The sequence below is a fragment of the Campylobacter sp. RM12642 genome, assembly GCF_020137635.1.
GTDB lineage: Bacteria > Campylobacterota > Campylobacteria > Campylobacterales > Campylobacteraceae > Campylobacter_E.
The window spans coordinates 111,387-127,353 of record NZ_JACGAT010000002.1 but is presented as its reverse complement, the minus strand read 5'-3'; the positions used below and the strand labels follow the sequence as shown (position 1 = coordinate 127,353).

Here is a 15,967-nt window from a genome sequence, read left to right as displayed (position 1 = left end):
ATTGTGCTTTAATAAAATAAATATTCATTAACTAAGTTAGATGATAATTTTTATTTACAAATATTTTTTTAGGAGAATAAAATGGCAAAAGAATTAACAAGTGAAAATATTAATTTAGCTAAAAAAGGCGTTGCTTTAGTAGATTTTTGGGCACCATGGTGTGGACCTTGCAGAATGCTTGCACCTGCTATTGAAGAATTAGCAAATGAATTTGAAGGTAAAGCATTAGTGGCTAAAGTTAATATTGATGATTGTGAAGAATTAGCTGCTGAGTTTGGAATTCGCTCAGTTCCTACTATGTTATTTTTCAAAAATGGCGAAATAGTTGATACGGTAATTGGTGCTCAAGCAAAACAAGCTTTAGCTGATAAATTAAACTCACTATTATAATAAAATGATAAATCTAGCAGTATTTGGGGCAAATGGTAGAATGGGTAAGGAGCTAGTAAAACTAGCTTTGGCTGATGAGAATATTGATTTAGTATATTCTTTTACTAAGGAAAATAATGATTATAATGAGCTTTTTAAAGCTAATGTTATAATAGATTTTTCTACTCCTGCTGCTAGTGTTGAGTTACTTGAAAAAGCTAGCTTATTAGATAATCCACCAGCTTTAGTTGTTGGAACTACTGGGCTTAAAGATGAATATTTTAAAAAAGCTAAATCTTATAAAGGTAAGTTTTTTTGGGCTTCTAATACTTCATTGGGTGTTGCAATATTAAATGAACTTACGAAAATTGCTGCACTTGCTTTAAAAGAATTTGATATAGAAATTTATGAAAAACATCATAAGCATAAAGTTGATGCTCCTAGTGGAACAGCTCTAACATTAGCAAAAAATGCACTTGAAGCTAGAAATAAAGCTTTAAATAAAGAGCATAAGATTTGCTTTAATAGAGAAGGCAAAAGAGAAGATAACGAAATAGGTTTAGTAAGCCTTAGAGGTGGAAGCGTTGCAGGGTATCATAGTGTTGGGTTTTATGGAGATGATGAAAGCGTAGAATTAATTCATAATGCAAATTCTAGAGTAATATTTGCTAAAGGTGCTATTAATGTAGCAAAATGGCTTATTACTAAAGAGAATAAAAATTATTCTATGAGTGATTTTGTAGGTGAATTATTAAATAAGTAATTATAAAACATATTTTATTTTTAAGATTGCTTATAAAATTTACAATTAGTATTGCTTAATAACGAATAAAAATAATACCCTTAAACAATACAGGTTCAAAATTTATAATCGTTATTTGAGCTTAATTTTTACAATATAAGCGATTTATAAAAAGGGCTTTTGCTTTATAAAATGTTTTTAAAGTCCTTAAAATGTAATTTAATAATTTTTGTAAAACCTACTAAATAGATTTTAAAATCAATTTATGTGTTAAAAATTGATAGAATTTTTTATTAAAACAGATATTAAAATTTTTAAGAGAATTTAAGCTAAGATATTTTAAATCTTCACAAAATAATTAGTATTCAAATTTATGGATTGTATTTGCTTAATTAAAATATTTATAAAATTTTTTATTGCAGAGCAATTGTTGTTGTAAAATAAATTTGTTTTTATATTCTTTTATATTCATAAATTTATATATCAAACTAGAAATAAACTTATAATTCAAAGAATTTTATAAGCATATTATTATTGATTTATAAGTTTATATTTAATACTAATAAAATACATATTTTAAGTGATATTTAGAAATTACGATTTCTCGTAATTTCTTAGTTTTAATGTAAATCTTTATTTAGTTTAATTGCTTTTTTATTAAAGCCTACTTGAAGTTTTCCATTAGTTGAGTTTAGTCTAAAGTGTAGGGCATTTAATCCTGATAATTCTTTAGCTTTATAAACATTTTTATCAAAATTAAAATTAGGATTTGCATTCTTAAGTCCATCACACAATAACAATTCAACCTTGCTTCCACCTAAAATTGCAATACCTGCATCAATTACACAATCATCTCCTAAAACTATTCCTGTAACGCTATTTGCTCCTAATAAACATCTTTTACCAACACTAATTGGTGTGCCATCAGTCCCGCTTAATACTCCTAAAATACTTGCACCACCGCCAACATCACTACCTTCGCCTACTATTGCAGAGCTTGAAATTCTACCTTCGCACATTACTGAACCTAGAGTTCCTGCGTTAAAATTCACATAACTTGCACCTGGCATAATCGTTGTTCCATTAGCTAAATGTGCTCCTAATCTAACCTTAGAAGTATCTAAAATCCTTGTATTATCAGCTGGGATTATTGTTTGTAAATATCTTGGGAATTTATCTATAAAATCAATTTCAGGATAAGTTTTGCTAAATTTTAATTCAGCTTCAAATTCTCTTAAATATTCTAATTCATAAGGTTTTGAATTGCTCCAAGCAAGATTTTTTAATAGTCCAAAAGCTCCATTTAGATTAATCTCTCTTGGTTTTACGAATTGTCTTGATAATAAATGTAGTTTTAAATAAACACTAGCAATGCTTTTAGGTGCTTCATCGCTATTTAGTGCAACTAGAAAAAATCTTTCATTTTTTATATTTTTTAAAGCTGCTTTTAGACTTATTATATTTTCGTGTCTTTTGCCATCGTTTTCAAAGCATTCAAAATGTTTTAAGATATTTTTGATTTGCTCTTCTTTAAGCTCGATACAAAACTCACTTTCATTTTTGTAATTATTTAGTGCTAATTCTTTAAAATACACAGCAAAAGTGCCGAAATTTTGCATATAATTTACATTTGCAAAATCAATATAAATTAATTCTTTGCTTTTTTGTCCGAAATACCCAACTCCTAAAGCAAAAGCAAGTGGTTTAAAAAAGTCTTTTTCGCTTTGAACTTTTTCACAAAATTCATTAAAATTATTCATAAAATCTCCTTAAATCATATAACTTGTTTGATATAAAGTAATTAGCTCTTTATAAAGGTCTTCATCACTTCGTTTTTCTATAATACCATTACTTGGAAATAATCCATCATAAATCATTTGAACATTTTTAAATCTATTAGGGTGCAAATGTGCTAATAGCTTTGCTGATATTTCTTTTCTTACTAAAACGGTTGGCGGGATTAGCCCTGAATGAAGCATTTCTCTAATCATTGATGAGCGATATTTTATGTGATGATGAGCTCCGTGTGGGCATGATTTTGTGCTTACCATTACATTGCATTTATTACAAAATACAAATTCAGGTAAAACTATTAGCTCTAAGCCTGTTTTTTTAGATAATTCATCTATGGCTGTATGAGCTAAATTATTATCATAAAACAATCCTAAACCTTGATGGTTTTGTCCTATTACTAGCTTATTTGCACCAAATGAACTTGCCAATAAACATTCGTAATTTGGGTCAAGATAAGGACTAAATAAATCTATGTTTTTTAAATACACAGGGAAAATTCTCTCAAGTGGTAAAAAGTTTTTCGCATAGTATTCAAAGCATTCTTTTTTTGCTTGAAAATTTAAAGAATTTGTATCATATCCTTCAACTACGAAAATTATCACTAAATCAGCCTTATCAATAGTCCATCTTAGCATTCTTTCGTGTGCTCTTGTAATTGGGTCGGCATTTAGGATTAGGGCTGTTATTTTCTTAGCATTATTTTTTTTGATTTTATTATTTAGAGCAGTTTTTACTTTTTTAAATTCATTATTAAAAATCTCAACCTTTCCTGCTATGCAAGGATTTAATTCTTTATCTAATTTGCAAGTATTTGCACTAAATATATTTGTATATGCTTTATCATTATCAAAAGTAGTTGCTTGAGTGATTTTTCCTACTTTTTTATCATTTAATATTAATGTAATTTCATTGTTACATTGATGGTTTTTAATATTATCATTTAATTCATAATTAGGAGAAAAAGCTAAAGTACAGGCTGATATATTTTTATCAATTGTGGCGGAATTAAATTCCTTAAAAACTTCTTCTTTATTTGGTAAATATCCATTGGTATTAAAAGAATTAATTTCAATTAAACTTAATATACTTAATTCTTTTTCAGTAATTTTTATTTCTTTTATTTTATTTTTTATTGATTCCATATTTTCTCCTTTTTTCCCAAAGTGATTTTCTGCTTAATCCTAATTTTTTACTAAGCTCTGTATCAGAATAGCTTTTTTGCCAATTAATTATCATATTTTTTATGTAATCATCAATTGTTAGAATTTCTCCTAATGCTAGTGTATTTGAATTGTCTTCTAGCTCAATTATATTAAAGCCTTCAATATCGGCATTTCCATTAGTGTGAAATATAAAATTTTGCCCTTTACTAAGCTTGATAATTTGCTCTAATTTAGAGCCTTTTAAAACTTGAAAATTTGTAAAATACCTAATATCTCTATCTCCTACTAATAAATTGTTTAGATTAAATGAGCTACTTAAATCAGTAAAATGAATATTTACATTATGAGAAAATACATAATTAAAAACATAGCTATCCGCTAAGATTTGCTTATTTGTTTTTATTAGTGTTGGAAATACTAATCTTTTTGCTGTATGAAATTTTGAATCAATAACTGATTTTATATAGCTACTTAGTGCGGTATTTTGAGCTTTTAGCTTGTTGTAGCCATAAAAATAGTTTATTTTTCTAATAAGTTCTTCTATCATAAAAGGTTTTTGTATGTAATCATATGCTCCAGCTTCAATAGGCATACTAACTGTATCACTACTCACATAAGAAACTAACAATAATATAACGCTATTTTTATGATTTTGAATAACCTTTAAAAAATTATCTATATTAGTAGATAGCAAAATAACATCATAATATTTGTTTTTTATATCTTTAAAATCATTTGCAACTTCACAAATATATCCAGCATCATTTAGCTTTAAAGCCATACTTTGAGCTAAGTAAATCTCATTTTCAACTATTAATATTCTCATACTCGCTCCAATCAAATAATTTCATATTAACAACTACGCTTACGCTTATACCTTCGCATCGCCCAACAAAACCTAGTTTTTCTGTTGTAGTAGCTTTTATATTAATATTGCTTGTTTTTAGGGTAGTGATTAAATTTTTTAGCATTTCTTGTTTATGTTTTAAGAGTTTTGGTTTTTCAGCACATATTGTAATATCAGCATTAATTAGCTCGTATCCATAAGATTTGCATTTATCATAAGCAAGTTTTAATAGTTGCATAGAATTTGCGTTATGATAATTATCATCATCAGGGCTAAAAGCAGCTCCAATATCTCCTAAGCCACAAGCTCCAAATAAAGCATCAGTAAATGCGTGAGCTAATACATCTCCATCAGAGTGTGCTTTTAGAGCATATTCTTTTCCTAGTCTTACACCTGCTAAGATTAATTCTTCATTTTTATTATCTTCATCTAATTTATGCCCTACATTAGAGTGGCAAAACTCATGCACATCGTATCCATATCCAACAAAAATATCTTTACTTGGCTTTGCTAGATTGAGTAATTTTAATTTTTGTAAGTCATTTTTTGTAGTTATTTTAAAGCTTAATTCATCTCCATTTATAGCTTTTATTGTTCCGTTATTTGCTAATATTGCCGAGCTTTCATCTGTAAAATTTTTTAAATTCGCAGATTTTAAAGCAGAGCTTTTGCTAAGTTGTGGGGTTTGAACTAATCTTAGTTCATTTCTATTTAAATAGCATTGTTTTTCTTCATTATAAATTGTATCAACAATTTTAATAGCTGGAAAAACGCAATCATAATTTTTAGCATTTAATATAAGTTCGTTTAATACATTAGGATTTATAAAAGCTCTTGCTACATCAGTAATTAAAACATATTGAGAATTTACTTTTTCTAAAGCATTTTCAATACTTTCAAATCTTTCTTTACCGCCTTTAACATAAATATAATTTGGCTCTTTAACTTCATAAAAACAAGGCTCATCACAAACAATTATTATTTTTGAAAACTTATATAATTTCTCAAATTCTTTTGCTAAATATAGCCATAATGGGGATTTATTTATATATAAATTTTGCTTTTTACAAGGTAAATTAAACCTAGTAGAATTACCTGCAGCTAATAAAATAAGCGTTATATCCAACATAATTATCCTTAAAATTATGATTTTGTGTAAGTTTTTAACATAATTTTATTTAAATCTTATCTAAAATGTAACATTTTTATAAATTAAATTAAAAATTGTTACATTCCGTAACAAGTTATAAAGATACTATGATTTTTTTAGCGGGAATTTGAAATTGAATTACATCATTTATTGAGTAATTTTTACATAATTTATTTTTTTTACCAATTGCTTTGATGATTTGGTTATTGAAATTTAATGTAAAATAAATTAGCTCATCTTTAATATCTATATTTTGAATAATTGCATTAAAGCTATTTTCTTTATTATTTTCTAATTCTATAAAATTAATTTTTGTTATTAAGATAACTTCATCAAATAATTTTAGATTTAATTCATTAAGAGCAGCTACTGAAATATTTGCTTTGATTAAGTCATCACCACATTTACAAGTTAGATTTATATAATTTTTCTCATTTTTAATCTCAACTATTTTAGCTTTAATTTTATTTTGAGCTGATAGTTTATAGGTAAAATCATCATTGAGTTTGGCTTTAAATTTGCAAAACTCTTCATATTTTTTTAATATATCTTCACTAAAAGCACTTAATTTACTTCCTTCTTTTCTTGAAGTATTTGAAAATAGATTATACTCACTAGCTTTGCTTATTTCATCAAGACTATCCCAAGCATTTTTATAAGAAATATTCAAATTCTTAGCAGCTTTGCTAATGCTTTTGTCTGTTTTAATTTGTTGTAAAAGCAATATATGTTTTTTTGTAATTTTTACATTATCATTTAAAATAAATTCAATTTCTAGATTAATTTTCATAGTTTGTTCTTAATATTTTTTTGTTATTATTTGCCAAAAATACTAAATATGGAGTAATTTTGTGATAAAAAAATTATTTTTTATCCTTTCTTTGATTACGCTAGTAGTTGCGAACGAAATTGATGATTTTGAAGCGGAATTTAATCAAGTAGAAAGAGTAGATAAATTTTATAATTACAATAAAGCTGTTACTAGTTTTAATTATGCAGTTTATAATATGAGTTTAAGACCACTTAGCAATATTTACAATACTATCACTCCTCCAATAGTTAAAAAAGGTGTTAATAATTTTTTCCACAATTTAGGGTCTCCGCTTAGATTTATTACTTTATACTTGAGTGGAGAATTTAAATCAGGAACTGCTGAATTAGGAGCATTTTTAGGTAATACCACATTGGGTTTAGGTGGTATTTTAAGACCTTTTAAATATGAAAAAGAAAGTGATTTTGGCTTGATGCTTGCTAGATGGGGTGTTCCACCAGGAGAGCATATTGTTTTACCATTTTTAGGGCCTTCAAATATAAGAGATGCTTTGGCTTTGCCGTTTGATTATGCTTTAAAGCCTAATTTTTATTTAACTAATAATGCTAGTATTAGCGTTTCTACTTTTGGGCTGATTGATAAAACAAGTAGTAATTCTGCTTTAATTAATGAAGCTTATAAAAGTATAAATCCTTATGTAACAATAAGGGATTTTTATGAAAAAAACCGAAAGGAATTAGAATGAAAAAATTATTAATAATAGCTTTAAGCTTAGCAAGTTTATATGCTTACAAAATTGATACTTTTAAAGATGACATTGTTTTAGATGTTGCAAAAATACAAGATATCTTTAAGGGTGATGGCAACGATAAATCACAAGATTTATTTAATTTATTAAAAGATGATTTAGATATTGAATTAATGACAAAATTAGTTCTTTCAAAAAACGCTAATGAGTTAAGCGCTGAAAAATTAGCAGAATTTCAAAATATTTTTATAGAAAGACTTAAAAAAGATTTTTCATCTAAAATTGATTTGGTTAAAGGTAGTAGCCTTGAATTAACAAGCACTAATGTAGATGATAAAAGATGTCAGGCAAATATGAAAGTTGAGTATGAAGAACAAGTTAAAGAAATGATATTTAAGTTTAGAATTATCAATAACGAATGTAAGTTATATGATATTGATATTTTAAATACAAGTTTAATAGCTAGTTATAGAGCTCAGTTTTTAGATATTATAAAACAGAGTGGAATTAATGGCTTATTTGAAAAGCTTAAATGAATAAAATAATTAATTTTCTTCTTGTAAATTCTAAAAAAGTTTTTATGATAACTCTTTTACTTTGTTTAGGGTTATCATATTATTCTACTAAGATAGAAGTTGAAGCAAAATCAACTAGCTTTTTCTTAGAAGATGATAAGGATTTACAACTATTTAATGAAAGTATAAAAACTTTTGGTTCTCAAGATTTTTTAGTATTAGCCTATAAAAGCCAAGGCGATGTCTTTAGTATTGAAAGTATTGAAAAACTTCAAAATATAGAGAAAAAACTATTAAAAATAGATGGTGTTAAATCAGTTCTTAGTATTTTAAATGCTCCATTATTTTTAAGTGATGGAAAAAGTATAAATGAAGGAGCTAATTTATTAAAAGCTAAAGATGAAATAAGTAAAAATAAATTTTATTTAAAGAATTTAATTAGCAAAGATTATTCGGTTGTTGATTTTTTAATATATGCAAATAACCCAGATGATTTGATTGTTACATTAAAGCAATTTGCGCTTGATAATGATTTGATTTTAGGTGGGATGAGCGTTATTGCAAGTGATATGATTACTTATGTTAAATCTGATTTATATGTTTATGGAATAGGGTTATTTGTATTATTATCAATTGCTATTTTTATATTTTTTAGAAGTTTGTATTTTGTATTTGTTTGTATGTTTATATGCTTAATTTCTCTTTTTAGCACGACGGGAATTTTGGCGATTTTGGGTTATAATATAACCGTTATTTCAAGTAATTATGTAGCATTGGTTTTAATTATTACAATTTCTGTTATAGTGCATTTATTATCTCATTTTTCAGAACTTATAAACTTTAATAAAAATACAGATAGATTAACACAAGTAAGACACACATTATTAGCTAAGGCAAAACCTAGCTTTTATGCTATTTTAACAACCGTAGTTGGGTTTTTAAGTCTTGTTTTTTCAGGAATAAAACCTATTAGTGAATTAGGTGTTATGATGAGCATTGGTATTAGTGTTAGTTTGCTTTTATGCTATTTATATTTGCCTTATTTGTTACTTGCAAAAAAAGATTTTAAAAATGTATATTTTGCTAAAGAGCCTAAGTTTTTATTGTTTTGTGCAAATACTGCAATAAATCATAGAAAAATAGTATATTTTGTAAGTTTGATAATAGTTGTTTTTGCTATTGTTTCAATTCCAAAGCTTAGTGCTGAAAATAGTTTTGTGAATTATTTTAAAGATAGTAGTGATATTAAAAAAGGTTTATTATTAATTGATGAAAAATTAGGTGGAACGCTTCCGTTAGATGTAATTGTTAAATTTAACGATGAAGACGATGAACAAGCTGATGAGTTTGCTGAATTTTTAGATAATAGTGATAAGTATTATTTAACACCATCAAAAGTAGAAATTCTAAAAAAAATTCATAATTTCTTAGAAAATCAAAATTATGTAGGCAGTGTTTTAAGCCTTTATTCGCTTTTAGATTTTGCAAAATCTATGAATAATGGTAAAGATATTGATGGCTTTTTGCTAAATATATTGCAAAATAACTTTGAAGAAAGCACTAAAAAGCAAATTATTTATCCATATTACAACGAAAAATCAAAAGAATTTAGAATAGCAATTAGAATGGTTGATAGTGATAAAACTTTAAAAAGAGCTAAATTTTTAAAAGATTTAAATGATAATTTAAGAGAACTTACAAAAAATGATAATATAAATATTCAAGTAAGTGGAGTTATGGTGCTTTATAACAATATGCTAAGCTCACTTATAAGTTCTCAAGTAGATACTCTTAATTTTGTTATACTTAGCTTATTTGCATTATTTTTAATAATTTTTAGAAATATAAGATTTAGTATTATTGGAATAATTGCTAATTTAATTCCTATTTCATTATTGTTTGCGATTATTGCTTTTAGCGGGCTAAGCCTTGATTTAATGAGTATTACAATTGCTGCAATTTCTATTGGAATTGGAGTTGATGATATAATACATTATGTGCATAGGTTTAAAGAAGAAATCAAAAAAAGGAATTTAAATGATGCTATTAGGGCAAGTCATCAAAGTATTGGTTCAGCACTTTACTATACAACTTGCACTATTGTTTTAGGATTTTGTCTTATGATGAGCTCTAATTTTACACCTACTATTTATTTTGGATTACTGACTGTTTTAGTTATGATTTTATTATTATGCGGTTCTTTGTTTTTATTGCCATCACTTATAATTAGTTTATATTTTAAGGGTTATTTTAAAAACGAATTATCAAAGAAGGATTTAAGTGCTTAAGTTTAATAATATAATTTGGCTTTTAAGAAAAAATTTTTTTATTACTTTTATTTTGCTTGTATTGGTTTTGTTTTTTAGTTTTTATGTGAATTTTACAACCGTCAATGATAAGCTAATTAACAATAATAAATTGATTTCTCATAGTATTCAAAATGCTATAAAACAGCATAAAATTAGACTAGATTTATATTCAAAAGCACTTGAGATGGATCCTGATTTAAAGAGTTTGGATTTAAATACATTTTCAGCATTTTATTATCTTAACGAAGATGGAGAAGTCTTAGATAAATTTAGTAGTGATGAGGTTGACCCTTTAAAAAAATTCATAGAAATTAATACTAGAAATTTAGTAGATAAGACTACTTATATTAGTGAATTAATAACCACAAAAGATTTACAAAGTAGCATATATTTTGCAAAAAAATTAGAGAATAATAAAAATACATTTTTGGTTGCAAAGCTTGATTTAAAAGAACTTTTAAAAAGTGTGAATAAATTTAATACAGATTATATATTAGTAGATTCTTTTGGTAATGTTTTGTATTCAAGTAATCAATCAAAATTAGATTTATCTGTCAATGTAAATGAGTTTAGTTACTATTGGTATTTATCTGGAATTTATCAAACAGCAAGTAATTCTGATAATATTATTAAAGAAGTAGAATATAGTGGCTTTAATGTAAGAAGCTTTATATCTGTAAGTGAGTATTTTAATTATTATTTTATATTGAGTGCATTTTTACTAATAATATTAGTTATGTATTTTTGGAATGCTTATCTTGATTCTATGTTGGTTGAAAATGGTTTAGTTAAGCAAGTAAGATATTGTTATGATTTACAAGGAGCTAGCGATATTGATGAGTTTCAAAATTTTGAGCTAATAGAAGGCTCTGATTTAGAAGACTTGCAAAAACAAACGGCATTTTCGGTTCTTGAATATAAAGATATTAAAAAAGAATATAGAGAATTAGAACAAAGACTTAGCTCTATGTTTAGTAAAAGCACAATTCCTATGCTAATGATTGATGCTTTTACGGCTAAGATTTTTAAAGCAAATCAATCAGCACTTGATTTTTATAATCAAAAAATTACAGGTATGTCTAAAATGAATTTGTATATGCTTGGTAAAAAAGAGCAAAGAGATACCATTATAGACCCGATAAATTTTGCAAACAATATGCAAAATTCTATTAAAAATCAAGGATTTTATATACAAACTGAACACTATGTGAATGGAGAAGACTTTAAAGAAGTTAAAATATATCCATTCGTTATGAGATCGGAGAGATTTTGCTATGATATTTTGATGATTTTAGATACTAATATGGTTAGTAAAAGTTATGAAAATATTAAATCTCAATATGAAGCTTTAGAAAAAAGTTTCATTATTACTATGAATTTTACCCTTAAAGGTGGTAAGTTAAAAATAAGAAGTTGTAGTAAAAATATAGATAGAATTTTAGGTTATACAGCTTTAAGTTATACTTATTTTAAAGAGCTTTTACATAAAAGTAGCTATCCTGCTTATATTGAATTTTTATTAAAATTAAAAAATCTTAAAGATAATAGTTTTACAAATTATTCTAAAGTAATTGAACAAAATTTATATTTAAGACAAAATAATGGTAGATATGCAGAATTTAAAGTTAGCTTTAATATTTCAAGAGATTATAATTATGATAGTAAACAAGCTAGGTTTTTAAATATAACAGCTCATCTTGCTTTATTAAAACAAGATATATTAGAAGATGAAATAAAAGAACCTATATCTTTTAGTGATATTTATAAACAAAGTAATTCTATCATAGGTATATTTGATAAAGAATTTAAATGTATTAGTGCTAATAAAGAACTAAGAAATTTATTAAATACTCAAAATGTACCTAAGATATATTTAAAAGACTTGTTAGCAAAAGAACAAGATAAAATTATTGCAAATATATTAGATGGCAAAACTTGTTCTATTAAGGATATTGTTTATTTAAAAGACTTTAATAATATATTGCATCCTAATAAATTAAGCTATGTTGTAACTAAGAATTCTTTAGGTGAGAATTTATATTGTTTAATTTTTAGACAAGAATATGACCCAGCAGAATTGGATAATTTTGTTGTATTTTGCAAAAATAGAATTGTAAATAATGAGAATTTAGATATTTTGTATTGCGAATATTACTATAAAGTAATTGGCAATAGAATTAACAATAATGAATCTTTTGATAATTTAGATTTTGATAAATTCTTAAATAATATTAGAAATTTTGATTTTACTAATGAAGAATTGGCTATTAAAGCAGATTATATGAGTAGATTAGTATCTTTAGTGAAAGAAAAAAATAGAGATAAAATTATGCAAATGTATGAAAACGGAAATAATATTTTTATAGGAGATATATATGAGCAAAGCTGACATATTAGTAGGTATTCAGTGGGGAGATGAAGGTAAAGGCAAAGTTGTAGATAAATTATGCGCTAACTATGATTTTGTATGTAGGAGTGCAGGAGGACACAACGCAGGTCATACTATTTGGGTTGATGGAGTTCGTTATGCTTTACATTTATTACCTAGTGGTATTTTGCATCATCGTTGCAAAAATGTAATAGGAAACGGGGTTGTATTAAATCCTGAAGTTTTGATTACAGAAATGGCTCAATTTGATAATTTAGAAGGTAGATTATTTATTAGTGATAGAGCTCATCTTAATTTAAGCTATCATGCACAAATTGATATTGCTAAAGAAAAATTTAAAGGTGATAATGCAATAGGAACGACTGGTAAAGGGATAGGACCTTGCTACGCTGATAAGATTTCAAGAAGTGGGCATAGAGTAAGTGAGTTGCTTGAACCTGAAAAACTTTGTAATGCAATTTTGAAAGATTTTGTGATAAATAAACCATATTTTGATACTTTAGGTGTAAATGCTCCTGATGCAAATGAGCTTTTAGCTAATCTTAAAAGATATAAAGAAATGTTAGCACCATTTATTTGTGATACTACAAGACTTATATGGAAAGCTTTAGATGAAGATAAAAAAGTCTTGTTAGAGGGTGCTCAAGGTAGTTTATTAGATATTGACCACGGAACTTATCCTTATGTAACTAGTTCAACAACTATTGCTGCAGGAGCTTTAAGCGGTTTAGGATTAAGCCCTTATGAAGCAGGCAAATCAATAGGAATAGTAAAAGCTTATACTACAAGAGTTGGACACGGACCTTTCCCTACAGAAGATAAAACAGAGCAGGGCGAAAGAATAGGCGAAATAGGAAAAGAAATAGGTGTTAGCACAGGTAGAAAAAGACGCTGCGGATGGTTTGATGCAGTAGCTGTAAGATATACTGCTAGATTAAACGGGCTTAGCGAACTTGCTTTAATGAAATTAGATGTTTTAGAAAATTTTGATAGCATTAAAATTTGTAAAGCATATGAATATAAGGGCGAAATAATTGATTATGTTCCAGCTGATTTAGAAAATGTAAAACCAATTTATGAAAGTGTTGATGGCTTTGGTAAAATTTATGGAATTAGAAGATACGATGATTTACCTGTAAATGCGAAAAAATATATCTCAAAAATTGAAGAATTAGTTGGTGTAAAAATAAAAATGATTTCTACTTCTCCTGAGCGTGAAGATACAATCATTTTATGAAATTTAAACAAATATTAAGTGTAAAAAAGCAAGCTTTACAAAATGCAGAGCTTGCTTTAAATAAAGCAAAACTTAAAAAAACTGCAATTGAACAAGAATTTGAATTAGTAAAAAAAGAATTAGACACATATCCAGAACCAAAAACTATACTTGAAATAAAATTAGCAAATGAAGCGATTTTTTTTAATTTAAATAAACAAAAAGAATTACTAGAAAAAATTAGTTTATGTGAAAAAGAGATAGTACATTTTACTCATTTGTATAAAAAAGCTTCGCTAGATTATGAGAAAATAAAATACTTACACGATGAAGAAATTAAAAAAAAGAAAAAAGAATTTGAAAAAAAACAAGCATTAGAGTTAGATGAGATTGCAACAATGAGATTTTTTGCAGCTAATCAAGATATAAATTAAGTTTAAGGTTTTTAGTAAGATATTTTATAAATTATTAAAAAAGGCTGTAAATCAAAAATAGCTTTATTTTAGATATACAACCGATATTCAAAAGAATATAATTAAAGCCATTGTTAATAATAAAGATAAGTATAGTAATATTTTTTTATTCTTACTACACGGAAGAAGAAAAAACGAAGTATTAAGCCTTAAGTGGAAAGATATAGATTTTAAAAACGAAAGCTATATAATACGCTCCGAAAATTGTAAAATCTCTAAAACTATGGAATATTCATTAACACCACTTTTAAAAGATAGATTAAAACTACATTTTGAATGGACTTTTTTCAATTCCGAAGAAGATTTCGTTTTTACAAACCCAGATACGGCAAATAAATATATAGATTTACGCAGAGCTTGGAATAACTTTTTAAATAAAAACAATCTACCAAAAATGAGACTTCACGACATAAGGCATTTAATAGGAACTTATGCTATTAATCATTTAGGACTTAGTATGGAAAGCGTAATGCTTACCTTAGGACATTCAAACATTACAACTACATACGGCTACTTAACACGCAATAAAAACCTTTCAAAAATGGTAATTAATAGCATTTTAGAAAGCGTTATAACTCCTTTAAATAACAATAATTAATTTTTACTAATTTATGCTTTATGCTTTGTGGGGGTATGGGGGAAACCCCCATAAAGGCTTAAAGTGTGTTCCACTTTAAGCCGTAGCATAAAAACGCTAAAGCGTTTTTACCCTAGTTAATGCGTTAGCATTAACACCACAAACGCATAAAAATGCCTTTTATTTCAAAAATCTACTAAAAACAATATTTACTTTATTATTAGCCCTTTAACGATTTAAAGCACCATTAAACGCATTTAAAGGCTATATCTTTAAGTTTATTAAATCTAAAGCTAAATAATCTAAGAGAGAATAAAAAGGGCGTGAGTTATGGCGGGGGGGGGCGTGAGCCCAACGCCGTAACGAACCCCGCCTTGTCTTATTTATACAAATTTGCGAGATTTTAAAAATTCGCCCCTTAAATGCCTATGTAATAGGCATTTTAACCTTATTAAGTTTCACTTAAGAAAAGCAATAAACCAACATAAAAAAACAACATTTTCAAAGTAAAATAAAACTAAACTATTTTAAGAATTTTTTAAGTTCAAAGATGTTAAAATTCTAAACATTTATATAAAAAAGAAGTCTGATAAAGATTTATATATTAAATAAGTATTCTAATTATGCTAAAATGGTTGCGAAAGAGGGATTTGAACCCCCGACCTTCGGGTTATGAGCCCGACGAGCTAACCACTGCTCTATTTCGCGACAAAAAAAGTGGATGGGGTAAAGGGATTCGAACCCCTGAATGACAGGACCAAAACCTGTTGCCTTACCGCTTGGCGATACCCCAATGCAAATTAAAAGCGTGATTATATATCAAAAAAATATATTTGTCAAGTAAAATTTTTAAAAAAATAATTTTTACTTATTTTTTTTGTATTGCTAAACATTTATATATTA

At 26.4% G+C, this 15,967-nt stretch carries 14 protein-coding genes and 2 tRNA genes; 9 read left to right on the top strand and 7 right to left on the bottom strand.

Annotation, left to right across the window (positions count from 1 at the left end):
- The first annotated feature begins 81 nt into the window (after positions 1 to 81).
- Positions 82 to 390, top strand: a complete 309-nt coding sequence (trxA, locus tag AVBRAN12642_RS01535; RefSeq protein ID WP_214117217.1) for a thioredoxin — start codon at positions 82 to 84, stop codon at positions 388 to 390.
- Positions 391 to 394: 4 nt separating this feature from the next.
- Complete coding sequence (gene dapB / locus AVBRAN12642_RS01530) at positions 395 to 1,132, top strand: 4-hydroxy-tetrahydrodipicolinate reductase (protein ID WP_336607856.1); 738 nt, start codon at positions 395 to 397, stop codon at positions 1,130 to 1,132.
- A 599-nt stretch (positions 1,133 to 1,731) separates the two neighbouring features.
- Here dapB and AVBRAN12642_RS01525 read toward each other — a convergent pair.
- The 5 genes from AVBRAN12642_RS01525 to AVBRAN12642_RS01505 form a co-directional block, all read right to left on the bottom strand.
- Positions 1,732 to 2,871, bottom strand: coding sequence for a tetrahydrodipicolinate N-succinyltransferase N-terminal domain-containing protein (locus AVBRAN12642_RS01525; RefSeq protein WP_336607855.1), 1,140 nt, complete (start codon positions 2,869 to 2,871; stop codon positions 1,732 to 1,734).
- A gap of 9 nt (positions 2,872 to 2,880) precedes the next feature.
- Complete coding sequence (locus AVBRAN12642_RS01520; RefSeq protein WP_336607854.1) at positions 2,881 to 4,047, bottom strand: sulfate adenylyltransferase; 1,167 nt, start codon at positions 4,045 to 4,047, stop codon at positions 2,881 to 2,883.
- A complete protein-coding gene (locus AVBRAN12642_RS01515) occupies positions 4,028 to 4,894 on the bottom strand; it encodes a response regulator (RefSeq protein ID WP_214117208.1) in 867 nt (288 codons plus the stop codon). The genes AVBRAN12642_RS01520 and AVBRAN12642_RS01515 overlap by 20 nt, the downstream gene beginning before the upstream one ends.
- On the bottom strand, positions 4,875 to 6,044 hold the full coding sequence (gene ispF / locus AVBRAN12642_RS01510; protein WP_336607324.1) for a 2-C-methyl-D-erythritol 2,4-cyclodiphosphate synthase: 1,170 nt from the start codon (positions 6,042 to 6,044) through the stop codon (positions 4,875 to 4,877). The genes AVBRAN12642_RS01515 and ispF overlap by 20 nt, the downstream gene beginning before the upstream one ends.
- A 115-nt stretch (positions 6,045 to 6,159) precedes the next feature.
- Complete coding sequence (locus tag AVBRAN12642_RS01505; protein WP_336607853.1) at positions 6,160 to 6,855, bottom strand: molybdenum-dependent transcriptional regulator; 696 nt, start codon at positions 6,853 to 6,855, stop codon at positions 6,160 to 6,162.
- Positions 6,856 to 6,916: 61 nt separating this feature from the next.
- Here AVBRAN12642_RS01505 and AVBRAN12642_RS01500 point away from each other — a divergent pair, with 61 nt between their 5' ends.
- The 7 genes from AVBRAN12642_RS01500 (at position 6,917) to AVBRAN12642_RS01470 (ending at position 15,085) form a co-directional block, all read left to right on the top strand.
- Positions 6,917 to 7,582 carry an MlaA family lipoprotein gene (locus tag AVBRAN12642_RS01500; protein ID WP_336607852.1) on the top strand — a complete coding sequence of 222 codons (666 nt, stop codon included), beginning with the start codon at positions 6,917 to 6,919 and terminating at the stop codon, positions 7,580 to 7,582.
- Positions 7,579 to 8,121: an MlaC/ttg2D family ABC transporter substrate-binding protein gene (locus AVBRAN12642_RS01495; protein WP_336607851.1), complete on the top strand. Its 543-nt coding sequence runs from the start codon at positions 7,579 to 7,581 to the stop codon at positions 8,119 to 8,121. The genes AVBRAN12642_RS01500 and AVBRAN12642_RS01495 overlap by 4 nt, the downstream gene beginning before the upstream one ends.
- Before the next feature lie 44 nt (positions 8,122 to 8,165).
- Positions 8,166 to 10,388: an efflux RND transporter permease subunit gene (locus AVBRAN12642_RS01490; RefSeq protein WP_336607850.1), complete on the top strand. Its 2,223-nt coding sequence runs from the start codon at positions 8,166 to 8,168 to the stop codon at positions 10,386 to 10,388.
- Entirely contained in the window at positions 10,381 to 12,798 is a 2,418-nt protein-coding gene (locus AVBRAN12642_RS01485) for a hypothetical protein (protein ID WP_336607320.1), read from the top strand. The genes AVBRAN12642_RS01490 and AVBRAN12642_RS01485 overlap by 8 nt, the downstream gene beginning before the upstream one ends.
- The gene (locus AVBRAN12642_RS01480) at positions 12,785 to 14,035 is read left to right on the top strand and encodes an adenylosuccinate synthase (RefSeq protein WP_214117184.1); all 1,251 of its coding nucleotides are present in this window, start codon (positions 12,785 to 12,787) and stop codon (positions 14,033 to 14,035) included. Before AVBRAN12642_RS01485 ends, AVBRAN12642_RS01480 begins: the two co-directional genes overlap by 14 nt.
- Positions 14,032 to 14,448, top strand: coding sequence for a hypothetical protein (locus AVBRAN12642_RS01475; protein WP_214117182.1), 417 nt, complete (start codon positions 14,032 to 14,034; stop codon positions 14,446 to 14,448). Before AVBRAN12642_RS01480 ends, AVBRAN12642_RS01475 begins: the two co-directional genes overlap by 4 nt.
- A gap of 85 nt (positions 14,449 to 14,533) precedes the next feature.
- Complete coding sequence (locus AVBRAN12642_RS01470; protein WP_336607342.1) at positions 14,534 to 15,085, top strand: tyrosine-type recombinase/integrase; 552 nt, start codon at positions 14,534 to 14,536, stop codon at positions 15,083 to 15,085.
- Positions 15,086 to 15,696: 611 nt separating this feature from the next.
- On the opposite strand, the gene AVBRAN12642_RS01465 is transcribed toward AVBRAN12642_RS01470, so the two are convergent.
- Both AVBRAN12642_RS01465 and AVBRAN12642_RS01460 read right to left on the bottom strand, forming a co-directional pair.
- Positions 15,697 to 15,772, bottom strand: a tRNA-Met gene (locus tag AVBRAN12642_RS01465).
- A gap of 10 nt (positions 15,773 to 15,782) precedes the next feature.
- Positions 15,783 to 15,857 (bottom strand) — tRNA-Gln (locus AVBRAN12642_RS01460).
- Positions 15,858 to 15,967: the final 110 nt, after the last annotated feature.

Coding starts and splice junctions, on each gene's coding strand:
- trxA (WP_214117217.1), top strand. CDS start 82: ATGGCAAAAGAATTAACAAGTGAAAATATTAATTTAGCTAAAAAAGGC.
- dapB (WP_336607856.1), top strand. CDS start 395: ATGATAAATCTAGCAGTATTTGGGGCAAATGGTAGAATGGGTAAGGAG.
- AVBRAN12642_RS01525 (WP_336607855.1), bottom strand. CDS start 2,871: ATGAATAATTTTAATGAATTTTGTGAAAAAGTTCAAAGCGAAAAAGAC.
- AVBRAN12642_RS01520 (WP_336607854.1), bottom strand. CDS start 4,047: ATGGAATCAATAAAAAATAAAATAAAAGAAATAAAAATTACTGAAAAA.
- AVBRAN12642_RS01515 (WP_214117208.1), bottom strand. CDS start 4,894: ATGAGAATATTAATAGTTGAAAATGAGATTTACTTAGCTCAAAGTATG.
- ispF (WP_336607324.1), bottom strand. CDS start 6,044: ATGTTGGATATAACGCTTATTTTATTAGCTGCAGGTAATTCTACTAGG.
- AVBRAN12642_RS01505 (WP_336607853.1), bottom strand. CDS start 6,855: ATGAAAATTAATCTAGAAATTGAATTTATTTTAAATGATAATGTAAAA.
- AVBRAN12642_RS01495 (WP_336607851.1), top strand. CDS start 7,579: ATGAAAAAATTATTAATAATAGCTTTAAGCTTAGCAAGTTTATATGCT.
- AVBRAN12642_RS01490 (WP_336607850.1), top strand. CDS start 8,166: ATGATAACTCTTTTACTTTGTTTAGGGTTATCATATTATTCTACTAAG.
- AVBRAN12642_RS01480 (WP_214117184.1), top strand. CDS start 12,785: ATGAGCAAAGCTGACATATTAGTAGGTATTCAGTGGGGAGATGAAGGT.
- AVBRAN12642_RS01475 (WP_214117182.1), top strand. CDS start 14,032: ATGAAATTTAAACAAATATTAAGTGTAAAAAAGCAAGCTTTACAAAAT.